Here is a 15,936-nt window from a genome sequence, read left to right as displayed (position 1 = left end):
ACGTCACTTTATGCCGTGACATTTGTCATGCCGTGCCTGGTCGCGTACACGTACAGCTCCAGCCGGTTGGCCACGCCCAGCTTCTGGTAAATCGTGGTCAGGTTGTTGCGCAGCGTCGGCTCGGCGATGAACAGCTTCGAGGCCAGCTCCTTGTTGGGCGCGCCGTTGCCCTCGACCACCACGGCGACGATCTTGCGCTCCTTCGGCGTCAAGGACGCAATCCGCGCCGCCTCCGGATCGGCCTTGGCCGGCGCCGACAACTGCCCCAGCAGCGCGTTCATCAGCGCCGGGTCGAGGCACATGTCGCCGCGCGCCACCGCGCGTATGCCGTTGAGCACGACGTCGGCCGGCGCCTCCTTGCTGACCACGCCGCGCGCGCCCAGCCGCACCGCCTGCGTCAGCAGGCCCTGGTCGCGGTTGCCGCTCAGGATCATCACCCTGGCGCCGCTGTCCTGCAGCAGCTGCGGCAAAATCTCGATCGAGCTGCGGCCCTCCAGGTCCAGGTCCAACACGATGACGTCCGGCTTCAGCGCGGCCCCCTGTTGCAGCGCGGTGTCGTTGTTGGACGCCGTGCCCACCAGTTGCAGGTCGGCGCCGCCGCCCTCGATCAGTTTTTCCAGTCCCCACAACATGGTCTTGTGGTCGTCTACCAGCATGATGCGGATGCTCATGGTCTTGCCTCGGTCAGTTATACCGGGATGGCGATGCTGACCGCGGTCACGCCGGGCGTGTCGCGGTCGATCGTGATCGTTCCGCCAAGCGCGGCGGTGCGCTCGGCCAGCGATCCGGGCAGGAATGGGGCCGCGGGACCTTCCGGGGTTTCGTTCTCGATGCGTATCCGCAGCTGGCCGTCAGCGTTGCTCAGGCTGATCAGGCCCGTGCGGGCACGGGTGTGTTTGCGTATATTATGCATGCCTTCATTCACGATCTGAAACACCTCGGCGGCCAGGCGGTCGCTGATGGACAGGCCGTCCTGCGCCTGTATCGTTATCTGTATATCGTAGAACTCTTGCACCTGCTGCGCCTGCCGGCGCAAGGCCACCAGCAGCTCGGCCTCGGTCTGCGCCGCGCCTTGCCGCACGTTGCGGGCGAACTGGCGCATGTCGCCGATCACCTGGGTGGTCATGTCGAGCAGTTTATCAAGTTCGGCCGCGACCGGGTGATCCGATTGCAGGCTCTGGCGCACGGCGCTGATGCCGTGCCGCAGGCCGATGTAGGGCTGGATGGTGGTGTCGTGCAGGTCGCGCGCGATCTTCTGCCGCTCGCGGAAGGCGGCGTCCGAGGCCAGGCGGTCGAGCAGCACGATGTTCTCGATCACCGGAAACACCTGCGCCGCCAGCTGTTGTAAAAACACCGCATCGCTGCGGCTGAAGCGGTGCCGGTCCGCCACCACGTAGATGCGGCCCTCGCCCTTGCGCAGCGGCAGCGCCGCGCTGATGAAGGAACTGGCATCGAGCAAGTCGGTCAGCTGCCCGACCGTGTCCGCATCCAGCCGCTGCCAGTGCGCCTCGCCTGGCGCCCGGGTGCGCGACTCCAGCGTGCGCGGCAGGCGCGGATGCAGCGGCGCCGCGTACTGCACCAGCGCCTGCGGCGCGAACACCAGCAGCGGCGCGGCCGCGCCTTCCGGCAGGCGCGACAGCGAGGCGCGGCCGTCCGGCGCGCCCGACGAATGCAGCTGCCACAGCTCGTCGGCGTGGTCGCGCATCAGCAACAGGCAGTTGCTGGCATGGTAGAAGTCGCGCGTCTGCTGCAGCACCAGCGCAATCGTCTGGTCGACGCCGAAGCGCGGGTTGGCCAGCCGGCTGACGTCGCGCAGCAAGCTCAGCCGTCGACGCTGCGCCACGCCCATGCCGCCCCAGTAGGCGATCATGTAGCCGAGCGCCAGCACGAAGGCGGTGCGCAGCAGCAGGTGGCCGTGATTGATGCTGGTGTCGGTCAGCCAGGTTGACAGCGCCAGCGCGAAGGTGGCGCCCAGCGTGATGCGCGCGCCCTCGTCGAAGCCCCACTGGAAGGAGGCGGTCAGGATGACGAAAAAGAAGAAGGGGAAGAAGAAGCTGTTGCCGCCGCCGGTGCAGTAGACCATCAGTGCGAACCAGCCGAGGTCGATCCAATAGACCGCCTTGCCATGCCAGAATGGCGTACGGTAGCGCCGCGCCACCAGCAGCAGCGTCAGGCTGTGCAGCAGGTAGCCGCCGAACACCAGCGTGTGGACCAGCGTGCGCGTGCCGTAACGGTTGCCGAGGTCGCCGGGCGCGACAAACAGCGTCAGGATGGCGGTCAGCGCCAGCACCAGGCGCATGACAAACACCATCGAGGCGCCGACGGCGTCGCCTCCGGTGCGCGCCACGGCGGTGGAAGGGCTGTGCGGTATCACTGCGGTCTCCTGCCGCCCTTGCCGGCGGCTTCTAGATATAGGCAGACTAAACGAAATAGCGATTCGATAGTTGTTGCGAACGCGATCGAGTCTACGCAGTCAGCGCTGCCATGTCTAGCCGGAGCGTGATACGCTGCCGACATGATTCACGCCGGCGCCCGCCAACGCGCCGCGCCGGCGCCGCGTTGTTAATGCTTCCTGAAAACATTAAATAACTGGGCGATACACATGAATCGCGTTAGAATGGCTTACCGTCACCTCATTCCTGTGGCGCTGCCGCCGGTCCCCGCTGATCCGGCCAGCCAGACTGCAGTGCCGCGCCATCTGCGCTCCCGCCTGTTTTTACAACCGCACCGTACCACGGACGCAACACCATGAGAGTGACCGGATTCCTGCGCCGCCAGCGTCGGCGCCAGCGTGGCGCCGCCGCCGTCGAGATGGCCATCATCGCGCCGGTGGCGTTTCTGCTGCTGATAGGCATTATTGAATTCAGCCTGGTGTTCTTCACCACGCTGGTGATGCAATACGCGGTGCGCGAGGGCGCGCGCTACGCCGTCACCGGCCGCGCCGACCAGAGTCCGGGCGAGCGCCTGAACTCGGTGGTGGCGGTGATCCGCAACCAGTCGCTCGGCTACTACGACAGCATCTGCACGCCGCTGTCGGTCAACGGCACGGTCAGCTCGTCGGGCAACGCCGCCACCGTGCTCGGCGCGCCGGGCGACATCGTGGTGCTGCGCGTCGATTGCACCTGGAAGCTGGCCACGCCCATCGTCGCCGCCGTGTTCCCCAACGGCGTCTACAAGTTTGCCGTGGCGGCCACCATGCAGAACGAGCAGTTCTACCAATGAGGTCCGCGCGCCGCCATTGCCGCTACCGCGCGCCCCGGCGCGGCATCGCCGCCGTCGAATTCGCGCTGCTGCTGCCGGTGCTGCTGGTGCTGCTGATCGCGCTGGTCGACATCGCGCGCGCCATGCAGGCGCAGATGATCCTGATTAACCTGAGCCGCGAGGGCGCCAACCTGGCCTCGCGCGGCAAGCTGCAGCTGTCGGAAAACGCCCAGACCATCATCAGCCAGGTGGCGGCCTCGGCGCCGCCGCTGGACATGAACAAGCAGGGCATGATGTACATTACCCGCATCATGGGCTCGACCAGCAACGGCGTCACCAGGAGCATCGTGCTGGAGCAGTACCGCTGGGACGACGCCGTCAACAACCGCGGCTACCGCGTCAGCGGCTATGCGCCGCAGTCGAAGATCTGGAACTGCGGCAACTGGGCCAGCGGCACCGCCGGCACCTGCGTCGTGCCGAGCGGCGCGCTGGCGCCGGTGGTGTCGATGATGAGCGGCCAGCTGCTGGACGGCGAAATCATTTACGTGGTCGAGGTCTACTACAAGTTCAACATGCTGTTCCAGACCTTCACCTTTGGCAGCTTCGCCACGCCCACGCTGGCGACCGATTTTTACTCGATGACGGTGTTCTGATCATGCGTCCTTTCCAACATGCGCAACGTGGCGGCATCACCGTGATGGTGATCATTTCGCTGACCACCCTGCTGGCGGTGGTCGGCCTGGCCTTCAGCGCCGGCCTCAGCTACATGGTGCGGTCCAAGCTCAACGCCGCCACCGACGCCGCCGGCCTGGCGGCCGCGCGCGCCATCAGCAACGGCACCACCCAGGCCGACCAGATCGCCAACGCCAAGGCCGCCGGCCAGCGCTTCTTCTACGCCAACTTCCCCAGCAACTACCTGATGTCCAGCGCCACGCTGAACGATATCGGCGTCAGCTTCAGCGGCAGCGAGGCGACGGTGACGGTCAGCGCCTCGGCCAACCTGCCGACCGCGCTGTTCGGCGGCTTTGGCGCCGGCGCGCTGGCGCCGGCGGTGCTGACCGAAACCAAGCGCAAGGACCTGGACATGGTGGTGGTGATGGACACCTCCGGCTCGCTGTCCGGCTCGGCCGCCAACGTGCGCAGCTCGGCCGTTACCTTTCTCAACCAGTTCAACGTCACGCGCGACCGCGTCGGACTGGTGCACTTCGCCTTCGGCTCCATCGTCGACGACCCCATCCGCCCGATCGCGCGCGGCTTCGACCGCACCAGCATGACCAACCACATCAAGGCCTATGCCTTCAGCGGCTCGACCGCGTCGGCGGAAGGCATGTACACCGCGCGCCAGCAGATCAACAGCGTGCCGACGGCCAACCTGAACCGCTCCAACATGCGCGTCATCGTGTTCTTCTCGGACGGCGCGCCCAACTCCTTCGGCGCCTACCTGAACTGGAAGACGGCCGGCTACTGCACCCAGGCCGGCACCGTCTACACCGACGACGACGGCGCCGGCACGCCGGCCGGCTTGTACAAGCTGGACCAGCAATACGATGATATCGGCGGCAACTGCACGCCGGCCGACCTGCCCGGCAAGGCCGCCTCGCTGCCGGACTGGTACAACGCCCACAACCCGCTGCTGACGCCGAACGACCCGTCGTTGCGCGAATTCCCGGTGGTGACCAATTCGCCGCGGGTGGTGACCAACGCGCTGACCTACGCCAACGTCAACCGCGCCGCCCGCAACCTGGTGGAGGCGATGGCGGCGAAGTCGCGCGACGAGGGGATTTATGTGTTCACGCTGGGACTGGGGTCCAGCCTGAAAGTCGGCACCGGGGTGGATGGCGAAAAGGGCGAGGACACGCTGAAGTGCATGGCCAACACGGTGGACGCGCCAGCCCGCTGCTACAACCCCAACAAGCCGGTCGGGGTGTACTGCTTTGCCGCCACGCAGAACGACCTGACGCCGTGCTTCTCCAAGCTGGCCTCGGCCATTCTGCGCATCTCGAAATAGCCTAGTGGCGCGGCGGCATCACCAGCGTGGCCAGCGGCGGCGCGCCCTTGTGGCTGTAGGCGGTCAGCTCCCAGCTGTCGCGGCTGTACAGGCGGCCGGCGGCGTCGGCGTCCTGGTAGTCGAGCTTGACGTAATTGGCCAGCGCCGGCACAAACCACACGGTTTCGGTCAGCTTGCCGCCGATCTTGCTGGCGTCGTTGACGTCGGCGTACTGGGCCTCGACCACGATCTTCAGCGCTTCGAACTCGCCGGCCGGCACCCGCACTTTTTCCCAGTCCACCACCTTGCCCTTGATGGCATAGCGCCACTGCTTGCCGGCCTTGCTGTTGTCGCCGACCACATCGCTGCTCCATTCGCTGCCGGGCGCCATCGGGAAGGCAAAGCGCGCGAACGACGGCGAGAAGTGCATGCCGCCGCGCTCGACCGGATTCATTTCGGGCGTAAACAACTGGGTGCTGATCAGTGCGCCGCTGGCGGCGCGCTTGATCGCCACGTGCACGCCGGCCTGGTCGATGGCGGTCACTTCCATGCGGTTGATGTTGCCCTTGGCGCCTTTCCACACATCGGTGTACTGGTAGGTCCACGAATCGCCGACCGCTGGCGCCGGGGCCGGCACCGCTTCGTGGCTGCCTGCCCACGCGAGCGCGCACGGCAGGATGAAACAGAGCACTGCAAACGAACGTTTGATGGTCATGCTGTCTCCTTTGTTGTGATTTGTTCATTGAATATAGCACAAGGTTGGAGCAGTGCAAGTCGCATCGTCAGTGGTTCAGCCGGGCTGCCTCATCGCGTGCGCTGGAGATCGGCATGGCCGTCAGGCGCCCGGTCGGCTGGCCGTTGCGCAACTCCGGCACCAGTGCCTCGACGCCGACATCGGTACGCGCGCCCAGTGCCTGCAGCTTGCGCATCGCCGCCTGGTTGTTGGCCCAGATCGCCAGCGTCAGCGCATTGGCTTTCACCAGATTCGGCTGCACCATGAAGCGCAAGTCCGGCGCCACTCTGGCCACCAACTGGTCGAAGCCGGGAATCTCGCCGGTCTGCGCCTGCGTGAAGGTCAGCATGTAGCGGCGGTCGAAGTCGGCGTGCTGCTCGGCCAGCAGGTCCAGCACCTGCGGCAGGCGCGGATTGTGGTTCATGATGGGCATCTCCAGGTTGGAGCCGCCGCGCTGGCCCAGCACCGGCGTGGCCAGCGGTAGCTGCTCGCCGGCCTCGCGGTACAGCCGCAATGCGTCCAGGTCGCAGCTTTCCAGCGCGCGCGCCTTCGATTCCTCATCGAAGCCGTAGCCCATCGCCTTCAGCTTGCCGCGCGCGTCGGCCGGCGTCAGTGCCGCGCGGATTGCGCCAACATCCTCCTTCACCTGTTTAAGGTCGCCCGCCATGGCGGTCAGCAGCGCCAGCTCGCTGCGCGCGAACGGCAAGCCTTGGGCGTCGGCCAGCGCCAACCAACCGGCCGCCGCCTGCGTGCTGCGCCGCGCCGCCGGATCGGAACCGAAGCCCTGATGGTATGCCACGCCCAGCACCGCCGCCGCCACCACATTGCCGCCGCGCGCCTGCTGCTCCAGCAGCGGCAGGTCGCTGTCCTGCAGCACGGCGGCGCGGGCGCGAATCTCGCGCTCAAGCAGCGCGCGGTCTTCCGGCGTGCCTTGCTGGAACCACTGCGGAACGCTGGCGCCGGCCGCGTCATCGGCGCCGCGCGCCGACACGCGCACGCCGCTGGACGGCGTCGCCGGCGCCCGCAGCATCGGATTGGCGCCGCTGGCCGGCACCAGCGCAAAACCGCCCACCAGCGAGGTCGCATACCACGGCCGCTGCTCATCGCGGGTGGCGGCACGGACATCGGTGAGGACCATCTTCATGGCCGACTCGATCGGCAGTCCCGGCTGCGGCAGCCATTTGGCGAGCGCCTGTGCGAAGGGCCCGTACTGGCCGGCGCCGTCCAGCGCGCGCTCGCCCGGCTGGGTGGCGTAGGCGATCAGCATGCCGTTGGCTGGCTGCTCGGGCGCCAGCCCGGTCACTTCCAGCCCGCGATACACGCCGCCCAGCCGCGGCAGCGACGGATCATTGCGGCAAGCGTCCAGCAACAGCAGCGACAGGTGGGCGCCGCTGCCGCGCATGCGCTCGACCAGATAATCGACCGCCACGCTGCCGCGCGCGATTGCCGCCGGCTGCTCCAGCGGCGCGTCGACCGGGATCAGGTAGTTGGCGCCATCGAGTTGGGCGCCATGGCCGGCGTAATAAAACACGCCGGCGCCGCCGCCCTGCAACTGCTGCGCCAGTTTGCCGACCGCGCGGTACAGCGTTGCCCGGTCGGTATTCAGCAGCAGCTCGGTGGCGTAGCCGGCCTGGGTTAGCTTGTGCGCCATCAGGCGCGCGTCGCGCTCGGCGTTGCGCAGCGCCAGCTTGCCGGGATAGGCGGTATTGCCCACTACCAGCGCGAATTTGGGCGCGCTGCGATAGGGCAAGTCGGCCGCCCGCGCGTTGGCGCACAACAGCACCAGGACGGCCGCGCCGCGCCGCGTCCAACGGAGGAGGGAAGGGGATAGTGTCATGAAGGCAATTATAGAGGAAGCGCGGTTGCCAACCAGCGCCAACAAATATTTTCAAATAGTTTGTCCATTGTCGCGCCGGCCAACGAATAGGGGGTGTCCGCGCGCTGAACGCGGCGTCCCATCCACCTACTGAAAGGAAGCAAGATGCGCACCCCCCACCCGACCCTGACCGCCATCGCCTTGGCCCTGACGCTGAGTGCTTGCGGCGGTGGCGACGGCAACCCCGTCGCTGCCACGCCGGGCGGCGGCACCCCGCCCGTCACCACCCCACCCGTCACCACCCCACCCGTCACCACCCCACCCGTCACCACCCCACCGGCCACTGTCGGCAACGACCTGGCCGCGTTCGCGGTCGCCTGGGCCAGCTTCCAGATGCTGGAAGCGGTGCAGGCGCTGCAACTGACCGCCGGCGGCACCGGCAACTGCGGCCAGGGCGGGACCACCGCCTACGACGCCGCCAGCGGCAAGCAAACACTGAACCGTTGCCGTCCCAACGAAATGCCCTACCAACTGTACAGCGGCAGCGCCAGCGTCAGTGCGCTGAGCGCCAACCCGGCGCACACCCAGGTGGTGGCCAAGCTGACCGCGCCGGCGCTGGACGTGCTTGACACCGATGGCAATGTTGAGTTCAAGCTGCTCGGCGGCGACATCAGCGGCACCATGACCGACAACGGCAGCGATGACAGCTATTTCTATGCGTCCAACGAACTGCTGTTCAGCGCCGGTGCCGCCAGCAAATACACCGTCAGCGGCGCCGGCAGCACCTCCACGGTGATCACCTTCGTCAACGGCAAGCCGGAGCGCAGCACCAACAACCTGGTGTACACCGTCAGCAACGGCAGCAGCAGTTGGCAAGTGACGGTGATGGCGCCGGTGCACGAGGCCGGGGACAACCGCCCCGACCGCGGCCAACTGATGATCACCCGTCTGGGCGCCACGCAAGCGCTGCAGGCCACGCTGGGCAGTAATGGCGTGACCCTGAGCGGCGGCGAACAGAACCAGACCCAGACCTATGGCTGGACCGACGCCGCGCTGCGCGCCGCCATCGCCAGCGCCACCCAATAAGCGAGGACATCATGATTGAACAACTGCTGCACCACCTGCGCCACGACGGCTTTCAGGCTGAACTGGACGACGACGGCGACCTCGCCTTCCGGTACGAGGGCAAGCACTATGCGCTGTGCTTCGACGCCGACGATCCCATGTTTACCAAGCTGATTTTGCCGAATGTGTGGGAGATCGACAGCCAGACCGAATACCAGCGCGCGCTGGCCGCCGCCGATTACCTGAACCGCCGCCTGAAGCTGCTCAAGGCCTACACCATGCGCGACCAACTGTGGCTGAGCGTGGAGATGTGGATGGCCGATCCGGCTGGCTGGCAACTGCTGCTGCCGCGCGCCATCCGCCTCCTCGCGCACGGCTTGCACCTGCTCACCGAGCAGATGCGCGACGCGCCGGCGTTGCCGGCCGCGCCCTTTGCTGCCGTGAACTGACATCGGGTAATATTGCATTTTCGAAAATGTATTTCTGCAACGGGTTTTTGTTTTATGACAACCAACGGTGAACAGGAGGAACTGAGCAAGCTGCTGCAAAGCTTCTGGATGGACCAAGGCCATCCGGAAGCGCGGCGGCGCGCGCAGAATGAATTGTTCCAGCGCCTGAAACCGGTGCTGGACCGCCGTGCCCGCATGGCGGTCCAGCACAACGAGGAGTTGGCCAAGGTGGCGTTGCAGGAGGCGTGGATGAAAATCTTCCGCAGCGCCCGGTCGTATGATCCCGGCAAGTCGTCGGTGCTGACCTGGGCCAAGATGATCACCTCGCAGTGCGCCGCCGACGAGCTGCGCGGGTATTACAAATCGCACCCGGAGGCGCGCCGCGGCAAGCGCCCGACGCCGGCCGCGGCCGATGAGGGCGGTGGCGACCGCGAGCCCATGGTGTGCCCGCTGCCTGAGCCGCCCCACATGCCCAGCGCCGAAGATGAATTGATCGGCGCACGGCTGGCGCGCGCGGCGGCCGATTGCATCGACGCGCTGCCCGGCGGCGATGGCGGTCCCAACTACCGGCTGGCGATGGAACTGGTGCTGGATGACGAGGTCAGCCGCGCGGAGATGGTCGCCATTCTGGCCGCCCACCAACCGGATGGCACGGCGCTCAACCTGGAGCAGGTGCAGGTATGGATACGGCGTGCCCGTGCCAAGGTGATGGAATGCTTGGAGGGCAAACGGCAGTGGAACAAGAAAGGTGGCCAACATGACTAAGGACCAGCAGCGCTTCGACGAGCTGTGCTTCCTCTACGCTTGCGGCAAGGCTGACCCGGCCGACGCCGCCTGGATCGAGCGGCAACTGCCCGCGCATCCCGAATGGCAAGCCGCGCTGTCCGCCGAACGCGCGCTGGTGCAAGCCGGCCGCGGCGCGCTGGCTGCGCGCCACGCCGCCCAAGCGCCGCTCCTGTCCGACGCCGACTTCATGGCGCTGGCCGAGCGCGTTGACGCCGAACGGGCCAGCGCCGCCCCAGCCCCGGCGCCCGAGCCCGTCCCGTCGACAGCCACCGCGGCCGCGGCCGCAACGCCGCAGCGGCGGCCGCCATCGGCAGCCTACCGTTTGCTGGCCGCACTGTGCGCCTGGTGGCAACGCCCCATGCAGGCCGGCTACGGTTACGTCGCCATGGCCTTGCTGGTGCTGAGCATCTCCGCGCACACCTGGCGTCTGACGCAGCCCGCGCCAGACGCCGCCCCGTACCGCGGCGTCGCGCTCGCCAACACCGCCAGCGCCCAACTGCGCGTGCAATTCGACGACAGCATCAGCGCCGGCCAGTTGCGCGCGACGCTGGCCACGCTCGGCCTGACCATCGTGCACGGCCCCGATCACAGCGGCGCCTACCTGCTCTCCGCCAGCGGCAGCGCTGCCGTCGCCGCGCAACAACTGCAAGTTACCCGCGTGGCGCTGGACGTCCAGTTGCTGACGCCCGCCAACCAAGGAAACCCACCATGACCACAGTCATTGACAGCCGCGAAATCCGCATCTTCCTGTCCTCCACCTTCCGCGACATGGAGGCTGAGCGCAGCTATTTGCTGCAGCAGGTGTTCCCGCGCTTCCGCCAGGACTGCGCCAGCCGCAACGTCGGCTTCACCGAAATCGACCTGCGCTGGGGCATCACCGAGCAAGCGGCGCAAAACGGCCAGACGGTGGAAATCTGTCTCAGCGAAATCGACCGCTGCCGCGACTACCCGCCGTTCTTCATCGGCTTCCTCGGCGCGCGCTACGGCTGGGTGCCCGACTCCACCGACCTTGACGCCTATTGGACCGGGCACCACGACCCGCTGTACGCCGAGGCCATCCGCGCCGCCTTGGGGCAGGGCATCAGCGTCACGGAACTGGAAATGCGCTTCGGCGTGCTCGACCACCTGGACGCGCCGCAGGCGGCTAACGCCCACTTCTACTTGCGCGATGCCGGCCTCAGCGACCGGCTGGCGCAGGGCTGCGCGCCGGCCGACTTCTTCGATGCCGGCCACGGCAAGCTGGACGCGCTCAAGCGGGCGCTGCGCGCCAGCGGCAAGGTGGACCTGGACGGCTATACCAGCATCGAAGCCTTCGGCGAGCGCGTTTACCAGCGCCTGCTGGAAGGCCTGGACCAGCGCTATCCGGCCGAGCAGGTGCCGGACGAGCGCCAGCAACGCGCCCAGGACCACGCGCGCTTCGCCGTCTCGCGCGGCCGCAACTATGTCCCGCTGCCGGCCATGCGGCTCGCCGTGCTGGACGCGCTCAACCATGCCAGCGCCGGCGGCGCACCACGGCCCCTCTACCTCAGCGGCCCGTCCGGCATCGGCAAGAGCGCGCTGATGGCCGACCTGGCCGTGTGGTTGCCGCAACAGTTGCGCGGGGCCGACATCTATGCCCGCTACAGCGGCGCCGACGGCAGCCGCGACCTGGCGCAATGGCGCGACGACCTGCTGGTGCACCTGGGCGCGGCCGTGCTGCCCAAGGGCGACACCGAACGCTGGCAGGCGCTGGGCGACGCGCTGGCGCAGCGCGCCGCGGCCGGTCCCATCGTGCTGCTGCTGGACGCCATCGACCAGCTCGACGACGCGCCGCGCGCGCTGGCCACGCTGGCGCAGCAATACTGGCCGGCGCCGGTCCGCCTGGTGGTTAGCGGCCTGACGGCGATCCAGCCGGCGCAAGGTTACACGGTGCTGACCGTGCCGGCGCCCGACAGCGCGCTGCGCGCCGACATCATAGGCGCCTTTACCAGCGGCTACCGCAAGGCGCTGGCGCCGGCGCTGGTGGCGCGGCTGGCCGCCGCCGTGCCGAGCGCCTCGCCGCTGTTCCTGCGCATGGTGCTGGAAGAACTGCGGGTGCGCAGCCACCACGAAACGCTGGGCGCCGACATGGACACTCTGCTGGCGCAGCAACAGCCGGACGCGCTGTTCGCCCACTTGCTGCGCGGCTGGGACGCCGACTACAGCGACGCCCGCCATCCGGCCATCGTCTCGACGCTGGCTGGCCTGCTGGCGCTGTCGCGCGGCGGTCTCAGCGAAACCGAACTGGCCGACCTGCTGGCCGCGCCGGACGACCCGATCTCGCCGGAGAGCGGCAAGCCGCGCTTGCCGTCTGCGCGCCTGAGCCCGTTGCTGGGCGTGCTGCGGCCCTACCTGCTGCGCAACGCCGGCCAGGAAACGCTGATGCACCAGGCGTTGCAACGTGGCGCCCAGCCGGCGGCGCCGGCCGCCCTGCGGCAGGCGCTGATTCGCCAGTTCCCCGCCTGGCATTGGCGCCACGTGACCGAACGCCTGTTCCAGCAACTGCAACTGACGCGCGCGGCCGCCCAGGGCGGTGCGGAGTGGACGGCGCTGGAACAGCAACTGCGGTCGTTGTCCACCTTCATCTATCTGCCACGCGACCAGCGCGTGCTGATGCGGGACAGCCTGTATCTGATGGACGCTGCCAGTGCGGCCGACGACACGCCTGCAGCCCGGATTGGCCAGGCCTGGGGCGCCCAACTGCGCAGCATCCCGCAGCTATCGCTGGCGCAAAAGGCCCTGGGGTGGCTGCGCAGCAAGCAAGGCACCGTGCAGGAAAGTACCCGACTTGGCTGGCTTAACGAACTGGTGGGGGAGCTGAATGAGTGGGCTTACCTGCAGGTCAGCCTGCCATTGGCCGAGGCCGCGCTGGCGGTGCTGGAGCAGCGCGGCGACGAGCCAGCCAAGCTGGCGGCCGCCTACAGCAACCTGGCCTTGTTGAACATGGAATTGGGCCGCATGGAGCAAGCCAACAGCGTCTATGCGCGGCTGGATCGGCTGGCGCAACAGGTGCCCGAGGCGGTCCGCGCAGATCAGAGCTTATACATCCTCAATCAGGCCGGCCTGTACTTGCGACAAGGCATGTACCAGCAGGCACTGCCGCTAGCGCTGGAAGCGGTCGAACAGTTGCGCCGCGCAGTGCCATATTCGGCCGCGCAGCTGGCGGCAGCGTTGGAAACACTCGGCACAATCCGCCATAATCTCGGCGATGCCGAGGCTGCTTCCGCCGTGCTGGAGGAAGCGCTGGCCGCAAGCGAACAAGGCCGGCCTGCCAACCATCCGTCGCGGATGCTGGTCATGGCCAATCTGGCGCAGAGCTATGCGTACACGAATCGTTTCGACGAAGCGGAGGCGCTGTTCCGGCGGGCGCTCTCGGCCAGCGAGGAGCATCTGACGGCCGGGCACCCGATGACCGGTATCATCATGACGCAACTGGGGGGACTGTATCATCAACTGAACCGCTTAGAGCAAGCAGAAGCGTTGCTGCTGCGGGCGCTGGCTCTGCACCGCGCCGCGTATGGCGACATGCATCCGGAAATCGCCAAGGATCTCACGTATCTTGGCAATGTTTATCAAGTACAGGGGCGCTACGCCGAAGTCGAGGCCGCGCTGGAGGAGGTGCTGGCCTTCTGGCGCGCACAGCCATCCACCGACGTGCTGGCCCTGTTGCGCTCGCTGCTGGTGATGGCGAAATGCAAGCAGGGCCTGCGCAAGTATGCTGAGGCCGAGCAATTGTGCCAGGAGGCGATCGCCCTGTCCCAGGCCCGGGTCGCACCCATCCACCCGGAGTACGCGACGGCGTCTTCTTACCTGGCGGAGCTGTATGGCGAGACCAGGCGTTTGGACGAGGCCGAGCGGCTCTTGCTGGACGTACTGGCGCAGCGCCGCCAGACATTGCCGGCGGGGCATTCTTATCTTGCCTCGACTTTGCATCAACTGGGTGAGCTATATTTGCTGCGCCAGCAGGCCGAAACGGCTGAACCGCTGTTGTTGGAGGCCTTGCAAATCACCCAGACGCTGTCTGCCACACCACAGGTGGAAAGTGGCCGCATCTTGCTGAACCTGGGCAATTTATACCTGATGCAGCAGCGCTATGCCGACGCCGAATCCGCCCAAGCGCAAGCCGCTGCTATTTTTACCGCAGCCATTGGCGCCAGCCCAGGCCATCTCGGCGACGCGGTGGTGTTGCTTGCAATGGTTCGCATGATGGTCGATCACTGGGCGGAAGCGGTCGCACTGGCGCAGCAGGCGCTGGCCATCTACCAACCGCTGGGGAGCGGATTTGAACAGCAGCAGTTCAACTGCTTGCACATCCTGTCGATCGCGCCGCAACCACCTGAGCAGGCGTTGGCATGGCAGGAGCAGGCGCTGGCGCTGGGACGCACGTTATTGCCGGACATCTTGCCGCGCCTGTCTGTTGTGCTGGATCACGCTGCGGGAGCGGCAGCCCAGCTGAAGTCGACTGGGCAAGCCGAGGCGCTGCGGCAGGAGCAGGTGGGGCTGTGGCGCGACGCCGCCCAGTCCGGCGACGCGGTGTGCCTGCAGCAGCTGGCCTATGCGCTGGCCGGCCTGGGGCAACTGCGGCACCAGAGCGGCCAGTCGCCACGCGCCGTCGCCCCGCTGGAAGAGGCGCTGGCGCTGTACCGCGCGCATGGCGCCAATCCGCAGGTGCTGATCATCACGCTGTCGGCGTTGGTCGACGTCTACTGCGCCACCCAGCACAAGATCGGCACAGCGATGGCGCTGCGGCAGGAAATCGGCGCGCTGGCCGCGCGCCTGCACCCGGCCGCTTAAGCGGTCGCCAGGTCTTTGTCGCTCAAGGTGACGTGCCAGCCGAGGGCATCTTCCACCATCAGCGAAAAGAACTTGCCGACCTGCTCGTGCAGCGTGGTCAGCGTCGCGCCTTGGTCGGTCTTGACCTCTTGTTCAAGCTGGGCTAGCTCCGCTTGCATATCATGCGACTGCTGCGCCAGTTTCTGGAATTCGCCGGTGGCCAGCAGGCCGTGGCAGGTGGCGGCCAACGCCGGCAGCAGTGCCGCCAGCACCGACAATAGCGGGTGGTGCAGCCAGAAGTGCGCCAGGCACACCCCAAGCGTGAGGTAAAAACAGACGCTGGCTGTATGGTGCAGCCGGTGATGAATATGGTGGCAACGGTGCATATTGATCCGGTGATAACGGGCCTGGTCGCGGATCTGCCCCAGGAAATAGTCGCGATAGGCGGTCCTATAGCCGGCGTCGGCGGGCGCGGGCGCGCAGCGCGCCGCCGCCTGTTGCAGCGTCGCGGCGATGTCCGCGTAGCGGTCCTTCAACATGCCGCCGGCTTGTAGCGGTGCCCCCGGAAAGCCGAGCATCAGGCTGGCATGGCGTACGTGTTCGTGCGCCAGCCGCGCGCGGGCCCAGCGCTGTCGCCAGCCCTGGTTGATCCGGCGCAGGCCGATGGCGCGCAGCCAACCGCTCTTGCTGTCATAGGTGACGGGGTCGCGGCCGTACAGGTGGATCAGCAGGATCGAGACAATCGTGGCCAGTTCGGCCACGGTCAGCCACGGTGCCGCCCTGTGCAGCGTGTGTTCAGACAGCAGGCCGGTCAGCGGAATCAGCGCCAGCAGCACCGCCACAAAGCCGAGCGAAAAGTTCAGGATGAAGGCACCGCGGTAGCGGTGGCCATAGTGCATGGCCTCATGCTCGTAATCCGGCACGCCTGACAGCCGCGGCGCGGCGGCCGGCAAGGGAGGCAGCGGCGGCTGTGGCGTATACCCTGGTTTACCGCCGAGGGTATCGCGGAAGGTGAGGAAGGTGAATTGATAGAGTCGGTCAACCAGGGAAGTTTCGGAGCGCATGGAAGATGGAAAGTTGCTAAGATGCATACGATTATACCCGCGCT

Annotated in this window: 13 protein-coding genes; 8 read left to right on the top strand and 5 right to left on the bottom strand. The window is 67.1% G+C overall.

What is annotated here, in order from left to right; all coding sequences use genetic code 11:
* Nucleotides 1-8: 8 nt before the first annotated feature.
* Nucleotides 9-671: a response regulator transcription factor gene (locus FHW58_RS14260; protein ID WP_229265321.1), complete on the bottom strand. Its 663-nt coding sequence runs from the start codon at nucleotides 669-671 to the stop codon at nucleotides 9-11.
* A 17-nt stretch (nucleotides 672-688) separates the two neighbouring features.
* The gene (locus FHW58_RS27940; protein ID WP_179673798.1) at nucleotides 689-2,374 is read right to left on the bottom strand and encodes a histidine kinase; all 1,686 of its coding nucleotides are present in this window, start codon (nucleotides 2,372-2,374) and stop codon (nucleotides 689-691) included.
* 374 nt (nucleotides 2,375-2,748) lie between these two features.
* Between FHW58_RS27940 and FHW58_RS14250 the strand changes: the two genes are divergently transcribed.
* From FHW58_RS14250 to FHW58_RS14240, 3 genes are read left to right on the top strand one after another with little or no spacing between them, the layout of a single operon-like run.
* Nucleotides 2,749-3,222 carry a TadE/TadG family type IV pilus assembly protein gene (locus FHW58_RS14250; RefSeq protein WP_179673797.1) on the top strand — a complete coding sequence of 158 codons (474 nt, stop codon included), beginning with the start codon at nucleotides 2,749-2,751 and terminating at the stop codon, nucleotides 3,220-3,222.
* Nucleotides 3,219-3,854, top strand: a complete 636-nt coding sequence (locus tag FHW58_RS14245) for a TadE/TadG family type IV pilus assembly protein (RefSeq protein ID WP_179673796.1) — start codon at nucleotides 3,219-3,221, stop codon at nucleotides 3,852-3,854. The genes FHW58_RS14250 and FHW58_RS14245 overlap by 4 nt, the downstream gene beginning before the upstream one ends.
* A 2-nt stretch (nucleotides 3,855-3,856) precedes the next feature.
* Nucleotides 3,857-5,209, top strand: a complete 1,353-nt coding sequence (locus tag FHW58_RS14240) for a VWA domain-containing protein (RefSeq protein WP_179673795.1) — start codon at nucleotides 3,857-3,859, stop codon at nucleotides 5,207-5,209.
* 1 nt (nucleotide 5,210) lies between these two features.
* Here the strand turns inward: FHW58_RS14240 and FHW58_RS14235 are convergent, their stop codons facing one another.
* Nucleotides 5,211-5,903 carry a hypothetical protein gene (locus tag FHW58_RS14235; protein ID WP_179673794.1) on the bottom strand — a complete coding sequence of 231 codons (693 nt, stop codon included), beginning with the start codon at nucleotides 5,901-5,903 and terminating at the stop codon, nucleotides 5,211-5,213.
* A 67-nt stretch (nucleotides 5,904-5,970) separates the two neighbouring features.
* Nucleotides 5,971-7,758, bottom strand: coding sequence for a caspase family protein (locus FHW58_RS14230; protein ID WP_179673793.1), 1,788 nt, complete (start codon nucleotides 7,756-7,758; stop codon nucleotides 5,971-5,973).
* A 144-nt stretch (nucleotides 7,759-7,902) separates the two neighbouring features.
* Between FHW58_RS14230 and FHW58_RS14225 the strand changes: the two genes are divergently transcribed.
* Genes FHW58_RS14225 through FHW58_RS14205 form a run of 5 tightly spaced genes read left to right on the top strand, consistent with a single transcriptional unit; the run spans nucleotide 7,903 to nucleotide 14,849 of the window.
* The gene (locus FHW58_RS14225) at nucleotides 7,903-8,823 is read left to right on the top strand and encodes a hypothetical protein (RefSeq protein WP_179673403.1); all 921 of its coding nucleotides are present in this window, start codon (nucleotides 7,903-7,905) and stop codon (nucleotides 8,821-8,823) included.
* 11 nt (nucleotides 8,824-8,834) lie between these two features.
* Nucleotides 8,835-9,251, top strand: a complete 417-nt coding sequence (locus FHW58_RS14220) for a hypothetical protein (protein ID WP_179673792.1) — start codon at nucleotides 8,835-8,837, stop codon at nucleotides 9,249-9,251.
* 54 nt (nucleotides 9,252-9,305) lie between these two features.
* Nucleotides 9,306-10,016 carry an RNA polymerase sigma factor gene (locus FHW58_RS14215; protein ID WP_179673791.1) on the top strand — a complete coding sequence of 237 codons (711 nt, stop codon included), beginning with the start codon at nucleotides 9,306-9,308 and terminating at the stop codon, nucleotides 10,014-10,016.
* A complete protein-coding gene (locus FHW58_RS14210) occupies nucleotides 10,009-10,749 on the top strand; it encodes a hypothetical protein (protein WP_179673790.1) in 741 nt (246 codons plus the stop codon). The genes FHW58_RS14215 and FHW58_RS14210 overlap by 8 nt, the downstream gene beginning before the upstream one ends.
* Nucleotides 10,746-14,849, top strand: a complete 4,104-nt coding sequence (locus FHW58_RS14205; protein WP_179673789.1) for a tetratricopeptide repeat protein — start codon at nucleotides 10,746-10,748, stop codon at nucleotides 14,847-14,849. The genes FHW58_RS14210 and FHW58_RS14205 overlap by 4 nt, the downstream gene beginning before the upstream one ends.
* On the opposite strand, the gene FHW58_RS14200 is transcribed toward FHW58_RS14205, so the two are convergent.
* Nucleotides 14,846-15,892: a hypothetical protein gene (locus FHW58_RS14200; RefSeq protein ID WP_179673788.1), complete on the bottom strand. Its 1,047-nt coding sequence runs from the start codon at nucleotides 15,890-15,892 to the stop codon at nucleotides 14,846-14,848. The two genes, FHW58_RS14205 and FHW58_RS14200, sit on opposite strands and share 4 nt — an antisense overlap.
* Nucleotides 15,893-15,936 lie beyond the last annotated feature (44 nt).

The sequence above is a fragment of the Duganella sp. 1224 genome, from assembly GCF_013408245.1.
Taxonomy (GTDB): Bacteria; Pseudomonadota; Gammaproteobacteria; order Burkholderiales; family Burkholderiaceae_D; genus Rugamonas.
This window is presented reverse-complemented; position numbering and strand designations above follow the sequence as displayed.

Bases quoted from the DNA above. Each gene is read 5' to 3' on its own strand.
- FHW58_RS14240 (WP_179673795.1), top strand. From the start codon at position 3,857: ATGCGTCCTTTCCAACATGCGCAACGTGGCGGCATCACCGTGATGGTG.
- FHW58_RS14215 (WP_179673791.1), top strand. From the start codon at position 9,306: ATGACAACCAACGGTGAACAGGAGGAACTGAGCAAGCTGCTGCAAAGC.
- FHW58_RS14245 (WP_179673796.1), top strand. From the start codon at position 3,219: ATGAGGTCCGCGCGCCGCCATTGCCGCTACCGCGCGCCCCGGCGCGGC.
- FHW58_RS14210 (WP_179673790.1), top strand. From the start codon at position 10,009: ATGACTAAGGACCAGCAGCGCTTCGACGAGCTGTGCTTCCTCTACGCT.
- FHW58_RS14235 (WP_179673794.1), bottom strand. From the start codon at position 5,903: ATGACCATCAAACGTTCGTTTGCAGTGCTCTGTTTCATCCTGCCGTGC.
- FHW58_RS14230 (WP_179673793.1), bottom strand. From the start codon at position 7,758: ATGACACTATCCCCTTCCCTCCTCCGTTGGACGCGGCGCGGCGCGGCC.
- FHW58_RS14200 (WP_179673788.1), bottom strand. From the start codon at position 15,892: ATGCGCTCCGAAACTTCCCTGGTTGACCGACTCTATCAATTCACCTTC.
- FHW58_RS14225 (WP_179673403.1), top strand. From the start codon at position 7,903: ATGCGCACCCCCCACCCGACCCTGACCGCCATCGCCTTGGCCCTGACG.
- FHW58_RS14260 (WP_229265321.1), bottom strand. From the start codon at position 671: ATGAGCATCCGCATCATGCTGGTAGACGACCACAAGACCATGTTGTGG.
- FHW58_RS14220 (WP_179673792.1), top strand. From the start codon at position 8,835: ATGATTGAACAACTGCTGCACCACCTGCGCCACGACGGCTTTCAGGCT.
- FHW58_RS14205 (WP_179673789.1), top strand. From the start codon at position 10,746: ATGACCACAGTCATTGACAGCCGCGAAATCCGCATCTTCCTGTCCTCC.
- FHW58_RS14250 (WP_179673797.1), top strand. From the start codon at position 2,749: ATGAGAGTGACCGGATTCCTGCGCCGCCAGCGTCGGCGCCAGCGTGGC.